Annotated in this window: 23 protein-coding genes; 10 read left to right on the forward strand and 13 right to left on the reverse strand. The window is 65.8% G+C overall.

The window, feature by feature from the left end:
- Positions 1 to 46: 46 nt before the first annotated feature.
- Entirely contained in the window at positions 47 to 1282 is a 1236-nt protein-coding gene (locus tag ACYQ4T_RS10820) for a benzoate/H(+) symporter BenE family transporter (protein ID WP_459853640.1), read from the reverse strand.
- A gap of 106 nt (positions 1283 to 1388) precedes the next feature.
- Between ACYQ4T_RS10820 and ACYQ4T_RS10825 the strand changes: the two genes are divergently transcribed.
- Positions 1389 to 2060 (forward strand): GntR family transcriptional regulator, encoded by a 672-nt coding sequence (locus ACYQ4T_RS10825; RefSeq protein ID WP_459853643.1) that lies wholly within the window; start codon positions 1389 to 1391, stop codon positions 2058 to 2060.
- A gap of 85 nt (positions 2061 to 2145) precedes the next feature.
- On the opposite strand, the gene dgcA is transcribed toward ACYQ4T_RS10825, so the two are convergent.
- Both dgcA and dgcN read right to left on the reverse strand, forming a co-directional pair.
- Positions 2146 to 3129 carry an N-acetyl-D-Glu racemase DgcA gene (dgcA, locus tag ACYQ4T_RS10830; protein ID WP_459853646.1) on the reverse strand — a complete coding sequence of 328 codons (984 nt, stop codon included), beginning with the start codon at positions 3127 to 3129 and terminating at the stop codon, positions 2146 to 2148.
- Positions 3126 to 4133: an N-acetyltransferase DgcN gene (gene dgcN / locus ACYQ4T_RS10835; RefSeq protein ID WP_459853649.1), complete on the reverse strand. Its 1008-nt coding sequence runs from the start codon at positions 4131 to 4133 to the stop codon at positions 3126 to 3128. The genes dgcA and dgcN overlap by 4 nt, the downstream gene beginning before the upstream one ends.
- 123 nt (positions 4134 to 4256) lie before the next feature.
- Here dgcN and ACYQ4T_RS10840 point away from each other — a divergent pair, with 123 nt between their 5' ends.
- The 4 genes from ACYQ4T_RS10840 to ACYQ4T_RS10855 all read left to right on the forward strand — a co-directional run bounded on the left by ACYQ4T_RS10840 (position 4257) and on the right by ACYQ4T_RS10855 (position 6833).
- Complete coding sequence (locus ACYQ4T_RS10840) at positions 4257 to 5630, forward strand: MATE family efflux transporter (protein WP_459853651.1); 1374 nt, start codon at positions 4257 to 4259, stop codon at positions 5628 to 5630.
- 45 nt (positions 5631 to 5675) lie between these two features.
- Positions 5676 to 6161 carry a YajQ family cyclic di-GMP-binding protein gene (locus ACYQ4T_RS10845; RefSeq protein ID WP_459853654.1) on the forward strand — a complete coding sequence of 162 codons (486 nt, stop codon included), beginning with the start codon at positions 5676 to 5678 and terminating at the stop codon, positions 6159 to 6161.
- An 11-nt stretch (positions 6162 to 6172) separates the two neighbouring features.
- Entirely contained in the window at positions 6173 to 6517 is a 345-nt protein-coding gene (locus tag ACYQ4T_RS10850) for a hypothetical protein (RefSeq protein ID WP_459853657.1), read from the forward strand.
- 94 nt (positions 6518 to 6611) lie between these two features.
- Complete coding sequence (locus ACYQ4T_RS10855; protein WP_459853659.1) at positions 6612 to 6833, forward strand: DUF1737 domain-containing protein; 222 nt, start codon at positions 6612 to 6614, stop codon at positions 6831 to 6833.
- A gap of 36 nt (positions 6834 to 6869) precedes the next feature.
- Here the strand turns inward: ACYQ4T_RS10855 and ACYQ4T_RS10860 are convergent, their stop codons facing one another.
- Positions 6870 to 7676, reverse strand: coding sequence for a hypothetical protein (locus ACYQ4T_RS10860; protein ID WP_459853662.1), 807 nt, complete (start codon positions 7674 to 7676; stop codon positions 6870 to 6872).
- A gap of 36 nt (positions 7677 to 7712) precedes the next feature.
- Complete coding sequence (locus tag ACYQ4T_RS10865) at positions 7713 to 8573, reverse strand: phytanoyl-CoA dioxygenase family protein (RefSeq protein ID WP_459853664.1); 861 nt, start codon at positions 8571 to 8573, stop codon at positions 7713 to 7715.
- A gap of 169 nt (positions 8574 to 8742) precedes the next feature.
- Here ACYQ4T_RS10865 and ACYQ4T_RS10870 point away from each other — a divergent pair, with 169 nt between their 5' ends.
- The 3 genes from ACYQ4T_RS10870 to ACYQ4T_RS10880 all read left to right on the forward strand — a co-directional run bounded on the left by ACYQ4T_RS10870 (position 8743) and on the right by ACYQ4T_RS10880 (position 12227).
- Complete coding sequence (locus tag ACYQ4T_RS10870) at positions 8743 to 10155, forward strand: amidase (RefSeq protein WP_459853666.1); 1413 nt, start codon at positions 8743 to 8745, stop codon at positions 10153 to 10155.
- A gap of 63 nt (positions 10156 to 10218) precedes the next feature.
- Positions 10219 to 11892: a thiamine pyrophosphate-binding protein gene (locus ACYQ4T_RS10875; RefSeq protein WP_459853669.1), complete on the forward strand. Its 1674-nt coding sequence runs from the start codon at positions 10219 to 10221 to the stop codon at positions 11890 to 11892.
- Positions 11889 to 12227, forward strand: coding sequence for a DUF1491 family protein (locus ACYQ4T_RS10880; protein WP_459853671.1), 339 nt, complete (start codon positions 11889 to 11891; stop codon positions 12225 to 12227). Before ACYQ4T_RS10875 ends, ACYQ4T_RS10880 begins: the two co-directional genes overlap by 4 nt.
- On the opposite strand, the gene ACYQ4T_RS10885 is transcribed toward ACYQ4T_RS10880, so the two are convergent.
- The 3 genes from ACYQ4T_RS10885 to ACYQ4T_RS10895 form a co-directional block, all read right to left on the reverse strand.
- The gene (locus ACYQ4T_RS10885; protein WP_459853674.1) at positions 12224 to 12871 is read right to left on the reverse strand and encodes a hypothetical protein; all 648 of its coding nucleotides are present in this window, start codon (positions 12869 to 12871) and stop codon (positions 12224 to 12226) included. The genes ACYQ4T_RS10880 and ACYQ4T_RS10885 overlap by 4 nt on opposite strands.
- Before the next feature lie 21 nt (positions 12872 to 12892).
- Positions 12893 to 13666 carry a hypothetical protein gene (locus ACYQ4T_RS10890; RefSeq protein WP_459853677.1) on the reverse strand — a complete coding sequence of 258 codons (774 nt, stop codon included), beginning with the start codon at positions 13664 to 13666 and terminating at the stop codon, positions 12893 to 12895.
- A 110-nt stretch (positions 13667 to 13776) separates the two neighbouring features.
- Positions 13777 to 14628: a LysR family transcriptional regulator gene (locus ACYQ4T_RS10895; protein WP_459853679.1), complete on the reverse strand. Its 852-nt coding sequence runs from the start codon at positions 14626 to 14628 to the stop codon at positions 13777 to 13779.
- Positions 14629 to 14732: 104 nt separating this feature from the next.
- Between ACYQ4T_RS10895 and ACYQ4T_RS10900 the strand changes: the two genes are divergently transcribed.
- The gene (locus ACYQ4T_RS10900) at positions 14733 to 15713 is read left to right on the forward strand and encodes a zinc-dependent alcohol dehydrogenase family protein (RefSeq protein WP_459853682.1); all 981 of its coding nucleotides are present in this window, start codon (positions 14733 to 14735) and stop codon (positions 15711 to 15713) included.
- A 35-nt stretch (positions 15714 to 15748) separates the two neighbouring features.
- On the opposite strand, the gene ACYQ4T_RS10905 is transcribed toward ACYQ4T_RS10900, so the two are convergent.
- The 4 genes from ACYQ4T_RS10905 to ACYQ4T_RS10920 form a co-directional block, all read right to left on the reverse strand.
- Positions 15749 to 16360 (reverse strand): PspC domain-containing protein, encoded by a 612-nt coding sequence (locus tag ACYQ4T_RS10905; RefSeq protein ID WP_459853684.1) that lies wholly within the window; start codon positions 16358 to 16360, stop codon positions 15749 to 15751.
- Positions 16357 to 16596, reverse strand: a complete 240-nt coding sequence (gene pspB / locus ACYQ4T_RS10910) for an envelope stress response membrane protein PspB (RefSeq protein ID WP_459853686.1) — start codon at positions 16594 to 16596, stop codon at positions 16357 to 16359. Before pspB ends, ACYQ4T_RS10905 begins: the two co-directional genes overlap by 4 nt.
- 105 nt (positions 16597 to 16701) lie before the next feature.
- The gene (gene pspA, locus ACYQ4T_RS10915; RefSeq protein WP_459853688.1) at positions 16702 to 17361 is read right to left on the reverse strand and encodes a phage shock protein PspA; all 660 of its coding nucleotides are present in this window, start codon (positions 17359 to 17361) and stop codon (positions 16702 to 16704) included.
- A gap of 59 nt (positions 17362 to 17420) precedes the next feature.
- Positions 17421 to 17573: a hypothetical protein gene (locus tag ACYQ4T_RS10920; protein ID WP_459853691.1), complete on the reverse strand. Its 153-nt coding sequence runs from the start codon at positions 17571 to 17573 to the stop codon at positions 17421 to 17423.
- 148 nt (positions 17574 to 17721) lie between these two features.
- Between ACYQ4T_RS10920 and pspF the strand changes: the two genes are divergently transcribed.
- A complete protein-coding gene (gene pspF / locus ACYQ4T_RS10925) occupies positions 17722 to 18699 on the forward strand; it encodes a phage shock protein operon transcriptional activator (protein ID WP_459853693.1) in 978 nt (325 codons plus the stop codon).
- 2 nt (positions 18700 to 18701) lie between these two features.
- On the opposite strand, the gene corA is transcribed toward pspF, so the two are convergent.
- The gene (gene corA / locus ACYQ4T_RS10930; protein WP_459853695.1) at positions 18702 to 19673 is read right to left on the reverse strand and encodes a magnesium/cobalt transporter CorA; all 972 of its coding nucleotides are present in this window, start codon (positions 19671 to 19673) and stop codon (positions 18702 to 18704) included.
- Between the last annotated feature and the right edge of the window lie 213 nt (positions 19674 to 19886).

A 19886-nucleotide genomic window follows, 5' to 3' on the forward strand; every position in this document is an offset into this window, starting at 1 on the left:
AGGACTCCGCGCCTAAGCCGTTGCCCGGGAAGGTTTGAAAGCCTTGCTACGCCTGACGTCCCAGGCGATGCAGGGCGAGCACCGCGCCGCCGGCGACCAGGCCCCAGAAGGCCGCGCCGATGCCGAAGACCGAGAAGCCGGACGCTGTGGTGACGAATGTCACAAGCGCTGCGTCACGCTCCTTCGCTGCGCTGAGAAAGGCGAGGCTCGACGAACCGAAGGCGCCGAGCAGCGCCAGGCCGGCCACCGCCTCGATCAGGATCGGCGGCGATGCGGTGATGAATCCGGCTGCGAACGGGGCCAGGATTCCCATCGCCACGTAAGCGACACCCGATGTGACCGCGGCGATGTAGCGCTGCTTCGGATCGGGATGCGCATCGGGCCCGGCGCAGATCGCCGCGGTGATCGCGGCAAGATTGACCGCATGCCCGCCGAAGGGTGCTGCCATCAAGGTCGAGACGCCGGTGCCGACCAGCAGCGGCGCGGACGGCGGCTCGTAGCCGTTGGCGCGCAAGACTGCGAAGCCCGGAATATTCTGCGACGCCATTGTGACCAGGAAGAGCGGCAGCGCGATCGAGACCACCGCCGACCAGGAGAAGACCGGCGTCACCCATTCGAGCGACGGCCACTGCCAGCCGCCGGCGAGCGGCGCCACCGCGGCAGACTCGCTGCCCGGCAGCAGGCCAAAGGCGGCCAGCGCATACATCAGCACCGCGATCACCACCGCGGCGGGCGCCGCGTAGAGCCGCGCGAAGCGCGCGACCACGACCCAGCCGATCACCACGGGCAGCGCCATCATCGGCACTTCGGCGACGGCCTTGACCGGCGCGATGCAGAAGCTCAGGAGCACGCCGGCCAGCATCGCGTTGGCGAGCGGCGCCGGGATCGCCAGCACCGCGCGGCCCAGCGGCTTCCACAGGCCCGCGACAACGACCAGCGCGCCGGCGACGATGAAGGCGCCCACCGCGGCGGCAAAGCCGCCCGCGATCACCCCGGTTGCCGCGAGCAGGGCCGCGCCGGGCGTCGACCAGGCGATCGCGACCGGCATGCGGTACTTCAGCCCGAACACGACCGCGGCGAGTCCCATCATGGTGCCGACGGCCAGCAATCCGGATTCCGCCTGCGCCGGTGTCGCGCCGACGCCGATCAGGCCCTGCAGCACGATCGCGAAGGAGCTGCCATAGCCGACCACCGAGGCCAGCAGGCCGGCCAGGATCGGCGGCCAGGGTCCGACCGCCTTCGCCGGCACTTCGCCGCCCATCGTCTCTGACCCAAGGCTCATCGCACTTCCCCAGCAGCTAGCGGCGGCATTGCCCCCGTCTCGGCCTCTAGCTATACTGAAATTGGATCCAATCGACAAACAGATATTAATAAGGAATTTCAATCTATTGGCCACGCTCGCCAAATTGATCGATGCCCGGCAGCCGCGTTTCCGCACGGCCACGGAATATGTCGAGAGCACTTTGAAGGAGGCGATCCTGACCGGAGCGCTGCCCGGCGGCACGCCGTTGCGACAGGAGGATCTCGCCGCCGAGTTCGGCCTCTCGCGGATGCCGATCCGCGAGGCGCTGCGCCAGCTCGAGGCACAGGCGCTGGTCGACTTCTATCCGCACCGCGGCGCGGTGGTGACGGAGATCTCGGCCGCCGAGGGCGCCGACAATTACGCGATCCGCGGAGCACTCGAGCCCGCGGCCTTGCGCCTTTCGGTGCCGCATCTCACCAAGGAGGATATCAAGCGCGCGCGCGAGATCGTCGACGAGATGGACGCGCAGCAAGGCCAGTCCCGCCTGGGCGAATTGAACCGCCGCTTCCACATGACGCTCTACGGCCGCGCCGGACGGCCGCGCCTCTTGACCTTGGTCGACCAGCAGCTGGCGGCGGCGGATCGCTTCCTGCGCTTTCACCTGGCGGCGATGGGCCGCAATCATCTCTCTCAGGAAGAGCACCGCGGCATGATCGACGCCTGCTCGGCGCGCGACGCCGACGAAGCCTGCGCCATCCTCACCCAGCACATCGAAACGGCGGCGCGGAATCTCCAGGAGTTCTTCGCACCGCGCTAACTCTGCATAGGCGAGCGCACCGCTGCACCCCCTCTCCCTACGGGCGAGGGAGTGCAGCGGAGCACTTGCCGACAGAGAGTCCTCGCTACCCCCAGAGCTCTGGCGCGTTCGGGTGCATGGTGCTGCCGGTGAATTTGAAACCGTGCGGGCGATCCTCGGCGAGGAGCAGCGGGCCGTCGAGGTCGACGAATTCCGCGCTCTGCGCCGCCAGGAAGGCTGGGGCCATCGAGAGCGAGGTTGCGACCATGCAGCCGACCATTACCTGGAACTCCAGCCGCCGCGCCTCGGCGACCATGGCCAGTGCTTCCGTCAAACCGCCGGCCTTGTCGAGCTTGATGTTCACGCACTGATAGCGGCCGTGCAGCGTCCGGAGCGACGAGAGGTCGTGGCAGCTCTCGTCGGCGCAGACCGGCACCGAGCCCTTTACCGCCAGGATCGCGAGATCGTCCTCGGCCGGCAGCGGCTGCTCGATCAACACCACGCCCAGGTTCTTCAGCAGGGGCGAGAGCGCCTTGTAATCGTCGATCGACCAGCCCTCGTTGGCATCGACCATCAGCTTGGCATTGGGCGCCGCCTGGTGCACGGCTTTGACGCGCTCCAGGTCCTCCGGTCCGGCGAGCTTCAGCTTCAGGAACGGCCGGCTGGCATTCGCCTTGGCCGCCTCCGCCATCTTCGCCGGCGTGTCGAGGCTCAGGGTATAGGTCGTCACCACGTCATGGGGCTTTTCCAGCCCGGCCATCTCCCAGACCGGCTTGCCCGACAGCTTGGCCTCGAGATCCCAGAGCGCGCAGTCGATGGCGTTGCGCGCGGCGCCCGGCTTCAAGAGGTTGCGCAGCCGCTGCCGGCCGACGCCGCCTTCGATCGCGTTGCGCATGCTTTCGACGATCTCGGTGACGCTGCCGACGCTCTCCTTGTAGCGCGCATAGGGCACGCATTCGCCGCGGCCGGTCTTGCCGTCCTCCTCGATCTCCACCACCACCACTTCAGCCTCGCTCTTCGAGCCGCGCGAGATGGTGAAGGTCTGGGCGAGCTTGAAGCTCTCGGACCGGATGGCGAGCTTTCGCGTCATGACAGCCGATCGGCGATACGGCCGACTCCCGTGCGGATTGGATCGACGGTGGGCAATCCGATCTCCCGCTCGACCTTGGCGAGATAGTCGTTCGCCGCCGCTTCATCGAGCCCCTTGGTGTTGATGCTGGCGCCGACGAATTTCACATTGGGATTGGTGAGCTTCGCCGCGGCGAGGTTCGCTTCCATGCAGGCCTTGAGATCCGGCAGCGGATAATGCGGCAGGCCGCGCATGTGCTTCCGCGTCGGCTCATGGCAGAGCACCAGCGCATCGGGCTGCGCGCCGTGCAGCAGGCCGAGGCTGACGCCGGCATAGGAAGCATGAAACAGCGACCCCTGGCCCTCCACCAGATCCCAATGGTCGGCGTCGTTGGCCGGCGAGAGCCATTCGACCGCGCCGGACACGAAGTCGGAGACCACCGCGTCGATCGAGACGCCGGAGCCGGCGATGAAGATGCCCGTTTGACCCGTTGCGCGGAAATCCGCCTTGGCGCCGCGCTGCTTCAGCTCCTTCTCGAGCGCCAGCGTGGTGTACATCTTGCCGACCGAGCAGTCTGTTCCGACGGCCAGCAGGCGCTTGCCGGAACGCTTGGCGCCGGTCCCGACTTCGAACTCGCGGGTCGGGTGGCGGACGTCGTGGAGTTCCCGGCCGAGCCGCTTGGCGGTCTCGACCAGCTGCGGATGATCGGAGAGGCGCTGGTGCAGCCCGCTCGCCAAGTCCATGCCGAGCTCCATCGCGCCGGCCAGCATGTCCACCCAATCCGGCGACAGCACGCCGCCGCGATTGGCGACGCCGACGATCACCGTCTTCGCCCCGGCCTTGGCCGCCTCTTGGAAATTCATGTCCTTGATCTTGAGGTCGGCATTGCACCCTTCGAGCCGCATCTGGCCGAGGCACCAATCCGGACGCCAATCGAGGATGCCCTGGGCGGTCTTGGCCGCCAGCTGGTCCTTGGCGTTGCCCAGAAACAGGAGATAGGGACGTCGAATCTCAAAGCCGGTCACGGGTAAGCCCTTCTGTGCAGACCACCGGGAAATACAGTGGATCGGGGGAATTTATCGAAGATCTCTGGTCTTGTCTCGCTGCCAACCTCTATAGTGTGGGCGGTTTCGGGGCGCAATTACTCCATGTCATCGTCCGATTTGCCGCAACTCACGGCCACCCTGTCCTCGGCATTCCCGGGGCAGGCCGTGCCGCCGTCCTTGAACCGGCGGATCTGGTCGATCGCCTTCCCGGCGATCATGGCCAACCTGACCACCGTGCTTCCCGGCCTCTGCGACATGGCGTTCATCGGCCGCAGCGGCGATGCGGTCGAGCAGGCCGGCGTCGCGCTCGGCGCCGCCTTCACCGCCCTGACGCTCTGGGCCTTCGGCTTCCTCAGGATGGGCACCACGGGCATCACGGCCCAGGCCAACGGCGCCCGCGACCTCCGGGAAATGCGCGAGGCACTCACCTGGTCACTGGTGCTCGCCGTCGGCATCGGCCTGCTGCTGATCCTGGCCGCCTTTCCGCTGGCCGCGATCGGCCTGCCGATCTATGGCGGCCCGGCCCAGGTGCAGGACTACGCCGCACAGTATTTCCACATCCGCCTGCTGGCGGCACCCTTCGACCTTTCGCTTTATGCGATGATGGGCTGGCTGATCGGCATGCAGCGCGCCCGCGTCATGTTCGCGCTGCAGCTCCTCCTGAACGGCCTCAACATCGCGCTCTGCTATCTCTTCGTCGTTGAGCTCGACTATGACGTGATCGGGGTCGCCAGCGCCACGGCGCTGGCGCAGGCGACGACCGCGCTCATCGGCTTCCTCTGGACCCGCCGCATCTCGAAGAAGCTGGGGCCCCTGCTCTCACGCGGCACCACCTTCGCCTTCGAGATGCTGGGGCGGCTGGCCCGGATCAACCGCGACATCTTCATCCGTACGCTCGCGCTGATGCTGGTCTTCAACTACTTCATCCACCTGAGCGCCCGGCAGGAAGAAGTGACGCTGGCCGCCAACCAGATCCTGATCGGCTTTTTGGGCCTGATCGCCAACGCGCTCGACGGCTTTGCGCAATCGGCCGAGACCCTGGTCGGCGAGGCGGTCGGCGCCAAGGACAGGAAACGCCTCTCGGCGGCGCTCTGGGCCAATCTCGGCTGGAGCCTCGGCCTCGCCGCCCTGCTCGCCGTCCTGCTCTGGCCGGTCGGCGCCTTCATGCTTCCGGTCTTCAGCGCCAATGCCGAGGTGGTGGCGGCGGCCGAGAAGGTCTTCCCCTGGGTGATCGTGGCGCCGGTCGTCTCGGTCTGGTGCTTCCTGCTGGACGGCGTCTTCATCGGCGCCACCCGCGGCCGGGAGCTGCGCGACGGCATGCTGGTCTCGGCCGCGCTCGGGCTGGTGGCGCTGCAATGCGCCTTCTGGTTCGACGGCAATGCCGGATTGTGGGCGGCGCTGACCCTGTTTTTCGGCATCCGCGCCCTGCCCTTGGCCTTCTGGTACCGTCGGATTCCGGCTGCGTTGGCAAGCTAAGCCGCTTTGTGGCAGAGTCCCCGGCCGCTGAACGAGGTTCTCCAAATGCCGTCCTTCGACATCGTCTCCAAGACCGATCTGACCGAGATCGACAACGCCATCAACGGCGCCCGCCGCGAGATCGACACCCGCTTTGACTTCAAGGGCTCGAAATGCACCATCGAGCGCAAGGAGGAGACGATCACGCTGCTGGCCGATGACGACATGAAGCTGCGCCAGATGCAGGAGCTGCTCCGCGGCTATGTCACCCGCCGCAAGCTCGATGCCGGCGCGCTGGAGTTCAAGGACGAGGAGCGGGCCTCGGGCAACGCCGTGCGCCAGCAGGTCATCGTCAAGCAGGGCATCGACCAGAAGCTCGCCAAGGAGATCGTGAAGGCGATCAAGGACGCGAAGCTGAAAGTCCAGGCCTCGATCCAGGGCGACGAGCTCCGCATCACCGGCAAGAAGCGCGACGATCTCCAGGACACCATTGCCATGGTCCGCGGCCTGAAGATCGAGCAGCCGCTGCAATATGTGAATTTTCGCGACTAAGAGACAAAGAGATGCCGAAGAAGAATCCGCTGAACCTGAACGCCCTCCAGCTGAAGACGCTGACCTTGTTCCAGGAGCTGGCCAAGATCGAGGGCTTCGCCAAGCCGGCCGACCAGCCCGGCCATATCATGATCACCGGCATGCCGCGCCCGCACGGCAACCACTTCCACCTCGGCAACTACGTGCTCTCGTCCAAGGACGCTTCGGGCCTCTCCAACGAGAGCGCCTGGATCGCGCTCGAGCGCAAGGGCCTGGTGAAATCCTTCTGGCCGCAAGCCTGCCAGATCACGCCGGAGGGCCTGAGCTACGAAACCGGCATGCGCGACGAGATTTTGCACGAAGGCGGCCATCACTAACTCAGCGCCGTCATCGCCGGGCTTGACCCGGCGATCTGTTTCCAGCGGGCGCGAGATGCCCGGATAAATCCCCGGATCAAGTCCGGGGACGGGCATGACGGAGAATGAAATGATCCTCTATCGCTATCTCACCGGCGTGGACGACGCCGCCTTCTGCCATCGCATCACTGCGTTGCTCAACCGAGGCTGGCTGCTCTACGGCCAGCCGACGCTGACCTACGACGCCGAGCAGAAGCGCGTGGTCTGCGGCCAGGCCATCACCAAGGACGTGCCGGATCGCGAGTATGATCCGGGGATGGATCTGTCGACGTTTTGACCGCCTGTCCCTTGTGAAGTCGGGTCGCTGGCTCGATCAGTTTTCCTGAGCGTAGTCAGGGCAACCTTCGTCAGCGCAGTTGTGAGTCGAATGGTGATGGAACTGCATCTCTATGCCACCGGCGCTAAAGTGCTGATGCGGATTTCCCAGAAAGATAACTCGATAGCAGTATTTTGTTACATGTAGGCGTGTTCCAAAAATATCCCGATACCGCGCCCATCCCCATACGTATAGGTACTTCTTTCCATCACGAACGTCAGCAAGATCGGTAGCATCGATGGATATTGCCTTTCCGCTTACGGAAGCCTTTGGCCCAATGAAGGTTGGCGTCGGAGACCCGATTGAAGGAAAATTGTAGTCGGTTGGGATATCGGTGACGTCAAGCCACCGCCCCGACATAAGGTACACTTCCTTTGTCGGCGTATTTCCGCTGTTCTCCCAACCTGGATGTATCGACCACCAGTATGTGCCACTCAAGGGGTCGTGATGCGACAGATAGGCTGGCCCGTTTGGAAAGACGAATGCGCGATTCGTTTTCAATGCCAAATCAGCTGAACTTTTTGCTGCTTCAGCTGTCAACCTAGCCGTTTCGTCGGCTGAGTTTAAAAAATATAGCTGCAGCAAGGCGCCGCCGGCCAGGACAGCTGTTACGATGACCAACCATTTTGTATACTCAGCGATTGCTTCATCTGCCGTTTGAGCCTGTTCTTCGGTAGGTGATGGTGGAGGAGAGTCGGACTCGCCGCCACGTCTGTCGGCCAATACTGCGGACAACGCCACAGACACGAAAAGTACAATCCAGAACCCCGCAACGAGACGTTCCTTCGTTCTGCTAGAAAACATTCGTCATCCCCGATGACATAGTAGTTGACCTAGTGGCTAAGCCGGCACCTTCGCCCGCACATATTCATCCAGCCAGGGCGTGCGATAGCCGTCCTCGCGCCAAAGGATGGGGAAGTAGCTCTCGTCCATCGCGGTGTCGCCGACGCGTTTGTAGCGGTTGTAGATGTAGGAAATCTTCGTCGGGTGGAACTTCGCCGCCGACGACATGCAATGCGTGACCGCCGAGCGGCGCGGGCGTTCCGCGGCGTTGGCGCCGGAGCCGTGCCAGCACCAGCCGTGATGGAAGGCGCAGCCGCCGGCCGGCACTTCGACGAAGGCGATCTCCGGCTCCTTCCCCAGGCTGTGCGCCGCCGCGACCATCTCCTTGCGATAGTCTTCCGGCGCGTGGAACTGCTTGGCCGGCGGGAAGCGGCCCCATTTGTGCGAGCCCTTCACGTATTCGATCGTCCCGCCCGCGGCACTGGTGTCGTCGAGCGCCACCCAGCAGGTCAGCATGTTCGGCGGGTCGATCCAGTCGTTGTAGGAATTGTCCTGGTGATAGCCGAGCGACTTCGCTCCGGGCGGTTTCCAGATCACGTTGTCCTGGGCGATCCGCGCGCCCGGCCATCCCGCGAGCTGGGCGCAGAGCTTGCCGATCTCGCGGCGCAGCACCAGCGAAGCGACGGTGCGGTCGGATTTCCAGCCGTTGCAGATCTGCCGGGTCCGGTCGGGGCGATCGCGGCCTTCCTGCCAGTTCCATTCGTCCGGATAGAGACCGGTCTCGAACTTGCCCTTGAACAGGCCCTCGAAACGCGCGGCGACTTCTTCCGCCTCATGGCGCTCGATCAGCTTCGGCAGGATCAGGAATCCGTCGGCGTTGAAGCGCGCGACCTGCTCTTCGCTCAATGTGTCGATCATTGCTGCCTCCCGAGGCGGCATGATAATCAAGACATACTCAACCGTCATCCCGGCACTTGGTGCCGGGATCCACGCCTTCTTCTCGAGCCCAAGGCGTGGATCCCGCGACCTAGTCGCGGGATGACGGCGGAGTAGCGGTGAAAGCGAAATCAGCTCTGCGGGAATTCCCATGGCCGACCTCGAACTCAGCTACACGCCCGCCCATGAACTGGCGGCGCGGATCCGCAACGGCTCGCTGAGCCCCGTGACCATCGTCGAGAATGCGCTCGACCGGATCAAGACCGTGAACGCGAAGCTGAACTGCTTCTGCTTCGTCTATCCCGAGGAATCGGTGGAACTGGCGCGGGCGATGGAAACCGAGGCCAAGGCCGGCAAGTTCCGCGGGCCCCTGCACGGCATCCCCTTCGCGATCAAGGACCTGACGCCGACCAAGGGCAAGCGCACCACGCTCGGCTCCTATGCCTATGAGCATTGGGTGCCGGACACCGACGCGCCGATCGTCGAGGCGCTGAAGAATGCCGGCGGCATCATGATCGGCAAGACCACGACGCCGGAATTCGCCTATTCGAGCTTCACCGAGAGCCCGCTCTGGGGCATCACCCGCAACCCGTGGAACCCGGAGCGCTGCGCCGGCGGCTCGTCGGGCGGCTCGGGCGTTGCGGTCGCCACCGGTTGCGTGCCGTTTGCAGAGGGCTCGGACATGGGCGGATCGGTGCGTATCCCGGCGAGCTTCTGCGGCGTGCTTGGGTTGAAACCCTCATTCGGCCGTATCCCCTTCACCATCCTGCCGAGCCAGTTCGACCAGATCTCGCACTTCGGGCCCTTGGCGCGCAGCGTCCAGGATCTCTGCCTGTTCATGCAGGTGACGCAAGGACCGGACGAACGGGACATCCAATCGCTGAAGCCGGCGCTCGACTTCCTGCAGCCGAAGCCCACCGACCTCAAGGGCAAGCGGCTCGGGCTGCTGCTCGATTTCGGGAAAAGGGTCTGGCATCCGGATGTCGAGGCGGCGATCCGCCGCGGCGCCGAGGTCCTGCGCCAGGCCGGCGCCGAGATCGAGGAAATCTCGATGTCCTGGAGCCTCGACCAGGACGAGCTCTGGTCGAAGCATTGGGAGGTCTATCTCGCCACCTTCTTCGGCCATGTGCTGCCGGAGTTCGGCAAGAAGATGGACCCGATCGTGCGCGGCGTGATCGAGCGCGGCCTGAAACAGTCGGCGGTCGAGTTCAAGAAGCTCGAGTTCGGCCGCACCGAGATGTGGAAGGAGCTGTCGCCGATCCTGCAGAAGTTCGACGCCATCCTCTGCCCGACCATGGCGCAGCCGGCGCCGACCCATGGCCGCAGCGACCAGGATTTCTGGCGCCTGGACGACCAGGGCCGCTACATGGCACTCGACGTCACCTCCTGCTGGAACTTCGTCAGCCAGTGCCCCGCCCTCTCGATCCCGGCCGGGTTGACAAAGGACGGCCTGCCGATCGGGTTGCAGGTGATCGGCCGGCGCTTCGACGATCTGACGCCGATCAATATCGCCGCGGTGCTGGAAAAGCGCCAGCCCTGGGCCCAGCAGCGGCCGCCCATTTGACCTCCATTTGACCCTGGGCCCTCCGGCGCGGTAATTCAGCGCCAGAGACTGTGGGAGCGGATCATGTCGGGATTGCGAACGGGCGGCCAGGTGCTGGTCGATGCCTTGAAGAGCCATGGCGTCGATATGGCCTTCGCCGTGCCGGGCGAGAGCTATCTGGCGGTGCTGGACGCGCTGCATGACGCCAGCAACCAGATCCGCCTGATCACCTGCCGCCAGGAAGGCGGCGCCGCTTACATGGCCGAGGCCTATGGCAAGCTGACCGGCAAGCCCGGCATCTGCCTGGTCACCCGCGGCCCCGGCGCCAGCAACGCGACCGTCGGGCTGCACACCGCCTTCCAGGATTCGACGCCGATGATCCTGCTGATCGGCCAGGTCGCCCGCGACCAGGCCGAGCGCGAGGCCTTCCAGGAAGTGGATTTCCGGCGCCTGTTCGGCCAGGTCACCAAATGGACCGCGCAGATCGAGGACGCCCGCCGCATCCCCGAATATATGAGCCAGGCCTTCCACCGCGCCATGAACGGCCGCCCTGGCCCGGTGGCCTTGGCACTCCCCGAGGACATGCTGACCGACAAGGTCGCGGTCAAGGACGCCGGCCATTACATCACTGCGCGCGGAAACCCGAGCGCCGAGCAGATGGAAGAGCTGCGCGTGCGCCTGGCCAAAGCCAAGCGGCCCTTCGTCATTCTCGGTGGCGGCGGCTGGGACAACCAGGCGGTCGCCGACATCCAGGCCTTCGCCGAGAACAACAACCTGCCGGTTGGCGCCTCCTTCCGCTGCCAGGATTTCTTCGACAATGACCACAAGAACTATGCCGGCGATGTCGGCATCGGCATCAACCCGAAGCTCGCCGAGCGGGTGAAGAAGGCCGATCTCCTGCTGGTGGTCGGCGCGCGCCTCGGCGAGATGACGACCAGCGGCTACACCTTGCTGGAGCCGCCGGTGCCGCAGATGGATCTGGTCCATGTGCATGCCGCACCCGAGGAACTGGGCCGCGTCTACCAGGCGGCGCTGCCGATCAATTCCGGCATGCAGGGTTTCGCGAAGATGGCGCGGGCGATGAAGCCGGTCGATCATGCCGCCTGGGATGCCGAGACCAAGCAGGCCCGCGCCGACTACGAAGCCTGGCAGAAGCACGATGCCAATGCCGGCGCGGTGCAGATGGGCGAGATCCTCGCCTATCTCCGCGACAAGCTGCCGAAGGACGCGATCGTCACCAACGGCGCCGGCAACTACGCGACCTGGTGGCACCGCTTCTACCGCTGGCGCTCCTACCGCACGCAATTGGCGCCGACCAACGGCTCGATGGGCTACGGCGTGCCGGCGGGGGTCGCCGCGAAGCTGGTGCATCCGGAGCGGATCGTGGTCTCGGTCAACGGCGACGGCTGCTTCCTGATGAACGGCCAGGAAGTCGCGACCGCCGTGCAGCACAATGCCAATGTGATCTTCCTGGTGGTCAACAACGGCATGTACGGCACCATCCGCATGCACCAGGAGCGCGAATATCCCGGCCGCGTCTCCGGCACCGACTTGAAGAATCCGGACTTCGCCGCCCTCGCCCGCGCCTACGGCGCCCATGGCGAGACCGTGAAGGAGACGGCCGAGTTCGCGCCGGCCTTCGAGCGCTGCCTGAAAGCGGGCAAGCCCTCGCTGATCGAGATCCAGCTCGATCCCGAGGCGCTCACGCCGCGGCTGGGGCTTTCGCAGATCCGCGCCAACGCCCTCAAGGCCAAATGAGCGAAGGCCGCATCGCCACCGAGCTCTGGGTGATGGCGCATATCCGCCAGTGCAGCGCCCAGGGCATCATGGCGACCGTCGTCAAGCGCGGCGACGACTGGGGCGGCGCGGTGATCGTGAAGCTGAACCTGCTCGGCCCCGGCTTCAAGGTGCTGACCCAGAGCCGCGACATCGACGGCAACATCGCCTGGCTGCAGGCCAAGGACGGCGCCGTCCTCAACGAGACCGACGCCGACGACTATATCGCGCGCCAGACCGCGCGCGATCCCGATCTCTGGGTGGTCGAGATCGAGGACCGCAGCGGCAAGATTCCCTTCGCCGGCAAGCTGCTCTAATCCAGAATGTAGATGTGGTGATCGAGCTCGGGGCGCGGCCCGTTCGCGACCACCCGGCGGGTGACCGCGAAACCGGCTGCGCGCGCCAGTTCCTCGAAGCCTTCCGACCGAAAGCCCGACCACAGCAGCACGCGGCCGTTCTCGTTGAGCGCGCTCCGCAGCAGGTCTAGCCCGGCGCGATCATAGAGCGTCGCATTCGTGGCGCGCGTGAAGGGCTCGGGACCGTTGTCGATGTCCAGCAGGATGAGATCATAGCGCGCGCCGGACTTGAGATGCGCGATCGCATCACTCTCGAGGATCTCCACGTTCTTCGGCGTCTCCGGCAGCACCGAAGCGCGGACATGGCGCTCGAACCAGCCGATCACCGCGGCTGAGAATTCGGCGACCGTGATCCTGCCGCGCACCCCGAGCGCCGCAGTGGCCGCGGCCAGCGTATAGCCGAGCCCGAGGCCGGCGATCAGAATGCGGGGCGATGCGTTGGGCGCCAGTTCGGCGACGAGCTGGCCGAAAGCGGTTTCGGAGTCATGGGCGAAGCCGTTCATCAACTCCAGCCCATTGGCGCGGATCATGTAGACCCCGTCCTTGGCGTAGAGTTCGAGATGGCTGTCTCCGTCCCGCGCGGAATCGATCCGTTCCCAAGGCATGCCGGCGTCCGCTTCGACCCGCTACTGGCTCTGGGCGAGTGTCCCCGCCTGATGCATTTCCGCCACCAATGCGGCGATCCGGTCTTCCACCTGGAACAGGGTCTTGAAGTTCTGCAGCTCCAGCGTGATCCGGTATCGAATATAGAGCGAGAGCAGGTTGATCTCGCGCGCATCGGCCTCGGCCGTCGGCGCGTCAGGGTCGAGCCGCGCCGTCGGCCAGCCGACGCCGAGGGCATCCGTGGTGTTGCGCATCAGGCAGTCGCTCACCCGCCGGGTCCGCGTCGCGGTCGAGCGCACCACCACCACGGCTGCGGTCATGAGGCTGGTCGCCGGGTCGGTGGCGGTCTGTCGCCAGTCGCAGTCGATCTGCGCCTGCGGCAACGCGGCCTGCGTCAAGGCCCGCCAGTCGGCAGGATCGATAGCATTGCCGATGAGAAAGTAGGTGATCGCCGGCTTCACCCGCCCGAGGCAGGGCTCGATCCGATAGGGCAGCCGCGCATTGAGCTGGGCGATGACGCCGGACAGCGTCGCCTCGCCCACGGCGCCACGCGCATTGCCGAGCTTGTAGCAGGGCGTCTCGGCCCAGCGTGCGACCTGACTGACGCCCCGCAGGGTCAACGGCAGCCGCACCGCGTTCAGCACTTCATCCTGGACGCGGTCGAGCGAAAGCCCGTCGATCGTGAACACATAGCTGCCGCTGCGATAGGTGTCGGCGCGAGCACCCGAACACGCCGCGATGCACGCCACCCCGACAGCGAATGCCGTCGCCAGCCAACATCCGTTCGAGCGCCGCATCCCCGATGCTCCAGAAACCGCGACTCAGACCGCGTTCCGAGGATAGCAGAGTTTGACCAGTTTATGACGGTGACATGAATTTTACGAGTTTATGGCAGTCGGCGCGCAATTCATTGCCCGAGCTTCTCGATCACCAAATCGAGGAGTCTTCGCAGGCGCGTCAACCGCTTGAGGTCGCGGTGATAGCCGACATGGGTGTCTCGGCCCGGCGGCGCCTCCGGCAAGCGCAGTTCCTGCAGGGTGGAGTAGGACCGCGCCAGCGGCCTCGGCAGCACGGCAATGCCGGCGCCTTCCGCGCAGAGCCGCGCCTGCGCATCGCGGTTGTTGCTGCGGGCGCCGGTCTCCGCCTTCGGGAAGGTGCGCCGCAGCCAGGCGACATCCGGCAGCCCTCCGAAAGCCTCGTCCATGGTGACCAGGCGGAACCCCGCGCCGTCGCCCGCCTTCGGCCGCTTCGCGCCCCGGGCGATGTAGGCGCCATAATCGACGTGCAGGAGCTTGCGCGAGATCACGTCCGGCTCCTTGAACGGCGTGATGCGAAAGGCGAGATCCGCCTCGCGGCGCGAGAGGTTGACCTGGCGAGCGTCGGTGATGAGTTCAACCGTCACCTTGGGGTTCGCGCGGCTGAACGCGGCGATCACCGGCGTCAGCAGATGCGCGCCGAACCAGTCCGACGACGAGACCCGGATTGTGCCGCTGAGTTCCGTCTCCTGGCCGGTGACGATCCGCTGCAGCGACAGCGCCTCTTCTTCCATGCGCTCGGCATAACCCAGCGCCGCCTGCCCCTCGTCGGTCAGCACGAAGCCGTCGGCGGTGCGCTGGAACAAGGTCTGGCCCAGGGCCTGCTCCAGCGTCTTCAGACGCCGCCCCATGGTCGGCTGGGTCTGGCCGAGCGCCCGCGCCGCCGCTCCCAAGGTGCCGCGGCGCGCAATCGCGAGGAACACCTCGACGTCGTTCCATTCCATCGGACTCGCCCATGCATTTATGCATGAGTATTGAACATGATCTTTCATTCTCATGCAACGCTGCCGCGCCCATTCTCACTGCAGCCAACATGCAGGAGACTTCGATGACCACGATGCAGGCCGCCATTCTGGAGCAACCTGGCCAGCCCTTGCGCCTGGCCGCGATCGGCCGCCCCAGGCCCCAGGCCGGTGAAGTGCTGGTGCGGGTGAAAGCCAGCGGAGTCAATCCGCTCGATCTGAAGATCAAGGCGGGACAAGCCGCGCATGCCCGGCAGCCGCTGCCGGCGATCCTCGGCATCGATCTGGCCGGGGTGGTCGAGGCGGTCGGCGCGGACGTCGCCGGGTTCCGCGCCGGCGATGAAGTCTATGGCATGACCGGCGGTGTCGGCGGCGTGCCCGGCTCGCTGGCGGAATACGCCGCGGTCGATGCGCGCCTGCTGGCGCCGAAGCCCGGCAACCTCACGATGCGCGAAACCGCGGCCCTGCCGCTGGCCTTCATCACCGCCTGGGAAGGCCTGGTCGATCGCGTGAAGCTCGATCCCGGCACGACCGTGCTGGTTCTGGGCGGCGCCGGCGGGGTTGGCCATATGGCGATCCAGATCGCGGCGGCGCGCGGCGCCAAGGTGTTCGCGACCGATGGAAAGTCGAAGACGGAGATCCTGCGCGGCTTCGGCGCGGTGCCGATCGACCGCGACCAGCCGATCGAGCGCGCGGTTGCCGCGCATACCGGTGGCAAGGGTTTCGCCGTCGTCTATGACACGATCGGCGATTTCGACACCGCGTTCACCGCGGTCGCAAAGCACGGCCATGTGGTCAGCAGCCTCGGCTGGGGCACCCACGCCCTGGCGCCGCTCTCCTTCAAGGCCGCGACCTATTCCGGCGTGTTCACCCTGCTGCCGCTGCTGACCGGCGAAGGCCGCGCGCATCACGGCGAGATCCTGCGCGAAGCCACGCGCCTGGCGGAAAGCGGCGCGTTGGCGCCGCGGCTGGACCCGCACGCCTTCTCGCTCGCCGAGGTCGAAGCGGCGCACCGCCTGGTGGCGGCGCGGCAAGCGGCGGGGAAAGTGGTGGTGTCGGTTGGTTGACCCCTGCCCCACGCGCGCGGGAGGGGCCGCTTCCCTTACCCGACCAGGCCCATCATCGGCGGGCGGCCGTTCGGGCCGGCGCCGAAGCGCGGGGCTTGAGCAGCGGAGTCGTCCTTGTCCTCGCCCATCGCCTTGAAGTCGCGGCGGAGGCGGAACTCGGATGAGGTCACCAGGGTCTCGGCCGCGCCGGTGCGCTCCTCCAACTCGCGGAACTTGTCCTTGAGCGCGGCGAAGCGGAGCTCCGGCGGCAGCTCTTCTTCCGCCGCCTTCTCACGTGCGGCCTGCTGCGCCGAGCTGCCGGCGTTGACCTCCGACGCGCCACCGTCGGGACGCGGCTCCGGCATCGGCTTGATCAGCCAGGTCGCCAGCGCGTAGCCGCTGATCGTGAGGAACGGGTTGATGAAAGCGCAGACGATCATCGCGATGCGGATGAGCTTCAGGTTGATGCCGTAATAGCCGGCTATGCCGGCGCAGACGCCGCTCACCCGGCCGCGATAAGGATCGCGCCGCAGGCCGCTCAGGATCCGGAAGTTGCGGCCGCTGAAGCCGCCCTCACCCCAAGTCGCGGAAGACGCCCCGCCGCGATTCCAGGGACCGCCGTGCCAGCCGCAGCCGGCCCCGTCACGCTTCCAATGCTTGCGGCTCATAATGACTTCCCTCGCCAGCCCGGCGCCTCGGCGTCGAGCAGTTTTTCCAAAGCCGCCACCCGGTTCTCCAGGCGGCGCGCGGTCTCCCACATCGTGTTCAGCGCGCCCGGGTCGGCGCGGCCGGCGTTGCGCTGGGTCTTCCAGACGGTGACGTAATGGAAGATCAGCCAGAGCGGCGCCACGATGACCATGAACAGCACGGCCGGGACGAACAGCAATTCGAGCAGTTGAGCCATCTGCAATCCTTAAGAACTCGACAGGTCCCCGCCAGACCGGAGCGGCGCCATGATAGATGGCGCAGGTCCGACTTGGCTTCAAGCAGCCGTCCAGGGGTTTCCAGGCTACTTGTTCAGCCGCTGCTTCAGGGCCTCGAGCTCGGCTTCGAGACCGTTCTCGGCCTCGAGTGTCGCGAACTCCTCCTCGAGCGACTTGGTCTTGCCCATGTCATAGACCTCGGCCTTGCCCTCGAGCTCGTCGATCCGGCGGTGCAGCGCCTCGAAGCGCGCCAGCGCGTCGTCGACGCGGCCGTCGGCATAGGACTGACGCATCTGCACCCGCTTCTTCGCAGTCGCCATGCGGATGGTGAGCGCCTTCTCCTTGGCCTTGGCTTCGGCGAGCTTCGACTGCAGGCGCGCGAGATCCTCGTCGTGGCGGGCCAGCGCCTCCTCGACCGCCTTCTGCTCGCCTTCCATCTGCTTGGCGGTCTCGGAGAGCTTGCGCTTGGCCAGCAGCGCGCCCTTGGCGAGATCGTCGCGGCCCTTGGAGATCGCGAACTCCGCCTTCTCCGCCCAGTCGGCCTCGGCGGCGGCGAGCTGCTCCAGGCGGCGCTGGATTTCCTTCTTCTCGGTGATGGTGCGAACCGCGGCCGAGCGCACCTCGACCAGCGTGTCCTCCATCTCCTGGATCATCAGCTTCACCATCTTCTCCGGGTCCTCGGCGCGGTCGAGGAGCGCGTTGATGTTGGCGTTCATGATGTCGGTGAGGCGCGAGAAAATACCCATGGCGTCGGTTCCTTCGGGGGATGTCGGATGCGGGTTCTGGGAGGGGGGTGGCGCGCTGCTTAGAAGAGGATCGCGCCGAGCACGATGCCGGCGGCGAAGAAGCCCCAGTCGGCGGCGGTCCTACGGCTCAGATAGCCGCGCACGCGGTCGATGAAGCTGTCGGCCTCATTGGCGAAGCGGTAGTAGCGGTAGTGGCGCGTCTCGTCGGACATGATGCTCTCCAGGTGAAAGACGCGCTTCTATTGGCAGAAGTCGTGCCAACTACCTTCGGTAATGACTTCAAAGGGTTAGCCTGCATTCGCCCTGTCTTATAGCAATTTTAGCTGTACATAATCGCCAATATTGGCGATTATCGCCATCATGGCAGACAACCTCAACCCGCCGCCGAGCCTGATCGGCGCCGACCCCGCCTTCCAGGCGGTGCTGGAGCAGGTCTCGCGCCTGGCCCCGCTCGACCGCCCGGCCCTCGTCATCGGTGAGCGCGGCACCGGCAAGGAGCTGATCGCCGAGCGCATGCACTTCCTCTCCAAGCGCTGGGACGGGCCCTTCGTGAAGGTGAATTGCGCGGCCTTGAGCGAGACCCTGCTTGAAACCGAGCTGTTCGGCCATGAGGCCGGCGCCTTCACCGGCGCGCGCGCCCGGCACCGCGGGCGGTTCGAGCGCGCCGACGGCGGCACCCTGTTCCTGGACGAGATCGCGACCGCCTCGGCGCGGGTGCAGGAGCAGGTGCTCCGGGTGATCGAATACGGCGAATACGAGCGGGTCGGCGGCGAGCGTGTGATGACCACCGACGTACGGGTCATCGCCGCGACCAATGTCGATCTGCCGGCGCTGGCGGCCAAGGGCGAGTTCCGCGCCGACCTGCTCGATCGCCTCGCCTTCGACGTCGTGACCCTGCCGCCGCTCCGGGCACGGCCGGCGGACATCCTCGATCTCGCCAATGCCTTCGGCCTCGCCATGGCGAAGGCACTGGGCCTGCAACTCTTCCCCGGCTTCTCCCATGACTGCGAGGCGAAGCTGCTCGCCTATGCCTGGCCCGGCAACGTGCGCGAGCTCCGGAACGTTGTGGAACGCGCGGTCTATCGCGCGGAAGGCGAGGGCCCGATCGAGACCATCACGATCGATCCCTTCGAATCACCCTGGCGGCCCGGAGCTGCCGTTGCGACGGAGCAGGCCGAGGTGCGGCTACCGAAGGACTTCGCTGCAGCAGTTGCTGCGTTCGAAAGCGACCTGGTGCGGCGCGCGCTGGCAGCGACCGGCGGCAGCCAGAGCGAGGCTGCTCGGGCGCTCGGCCTAGGCTACCACCAGTTTCGCAGGCTGCTGCGGAAGTATGGGTGACACTACAGCCAGCCGGCCTTGCGGAAGCGCCAGTACAAGCCGGCGCAGATGATCGCGATGAAGACCATGGTGGCGTAGAAGCCGTAGGTCCAGTCGAGCTCCGGCATGTGGACGAAGTTCATGCCGTAGATGCCGGTGACGGCGGTCGGGACCGCCAGCATGGCGGCCCAGGCCGCCAACTTCTTCATCACCTCGTTCTGCCGCATGGCGTTGAGCAGCATCTTCGATTCGACCACGCCCTTCACCATTTCGCGCAAGCTGTCGATCCGCTCCAGCATGATGTGGCTGTGGTCAAACACGTCGCGGAAATAGGGATGGGTGTTGGCGTCGATGATCGGCACGTCGTAGCGCATCAGCCTTTGGCAGATGTCGGGCAGCGGCGCCACCGCGTGGCGCATCTCCAGGAGGTCGCGGCGGAGCTCGGCGATCTCCTCCAGGGCGTCGCGCTCCTCCTTGCCGGCGAAGACCCGCTCCTCGAGGTCCTCCACCAGCTCTTCCAGATGGTCGATGATCGGGAAGTAGCGGTCGACGATGAAATCCATGAGGGCATAGACGATGAAGTCCTCGCCCTTCTTCAGCTTCTCCGGCGCGTTCTCGCAGCGGGCGCGGACGTCGGCATAGCCCATGGAAGGGCCGTGGCGGACCGAGATCACATAGCCCTTGCCGACAAAGAAGCAGGTCTCGCCCATGGCGACATGCTCGCCGACGAACTGGCCGGTCTTCATCACCACGAACAGGGTGTCGGCGTAGACCTCGAGCTTCGGGCGCTGGTGGGCGCGGTAGGCGTCCTCGACCGCCAGGTCGTGCAGGCCGAAATAGCCCTGCAGCTTGATCAGCACGTCCTGGGTCGGCTCATGGAGCCCGATCCAGATCACCCGTCCGGCCTTGGGCTTCATCTGCTCCGGGTCGTTGATGTCGAGGTCGGTGACCCGGCGGCCGTTCTCGTAGGCGGCGCAGTTGACGACAGTGGCCATGGCAGGGCTCCGCAGGACGGCGTTACGGGCCGGTGATTAACCCAGCCCGGAGAGGACGGCAAGCCGGTTAAGACCGCGGCAAACCGGCCAAAAAATGGACAAGACCCCTGCCCTCGGCTAGCTTCTCTGGGTTCCGGGCAGGGGCGATGAGCCACCTGCAACCCAGGCATATCAGGCATTTATGAAGAAATTCCGGCAAAGCTTACATTTTCC

This window comes from Dongia sp. agr-C8 (genome assembly GCF_054658695.1).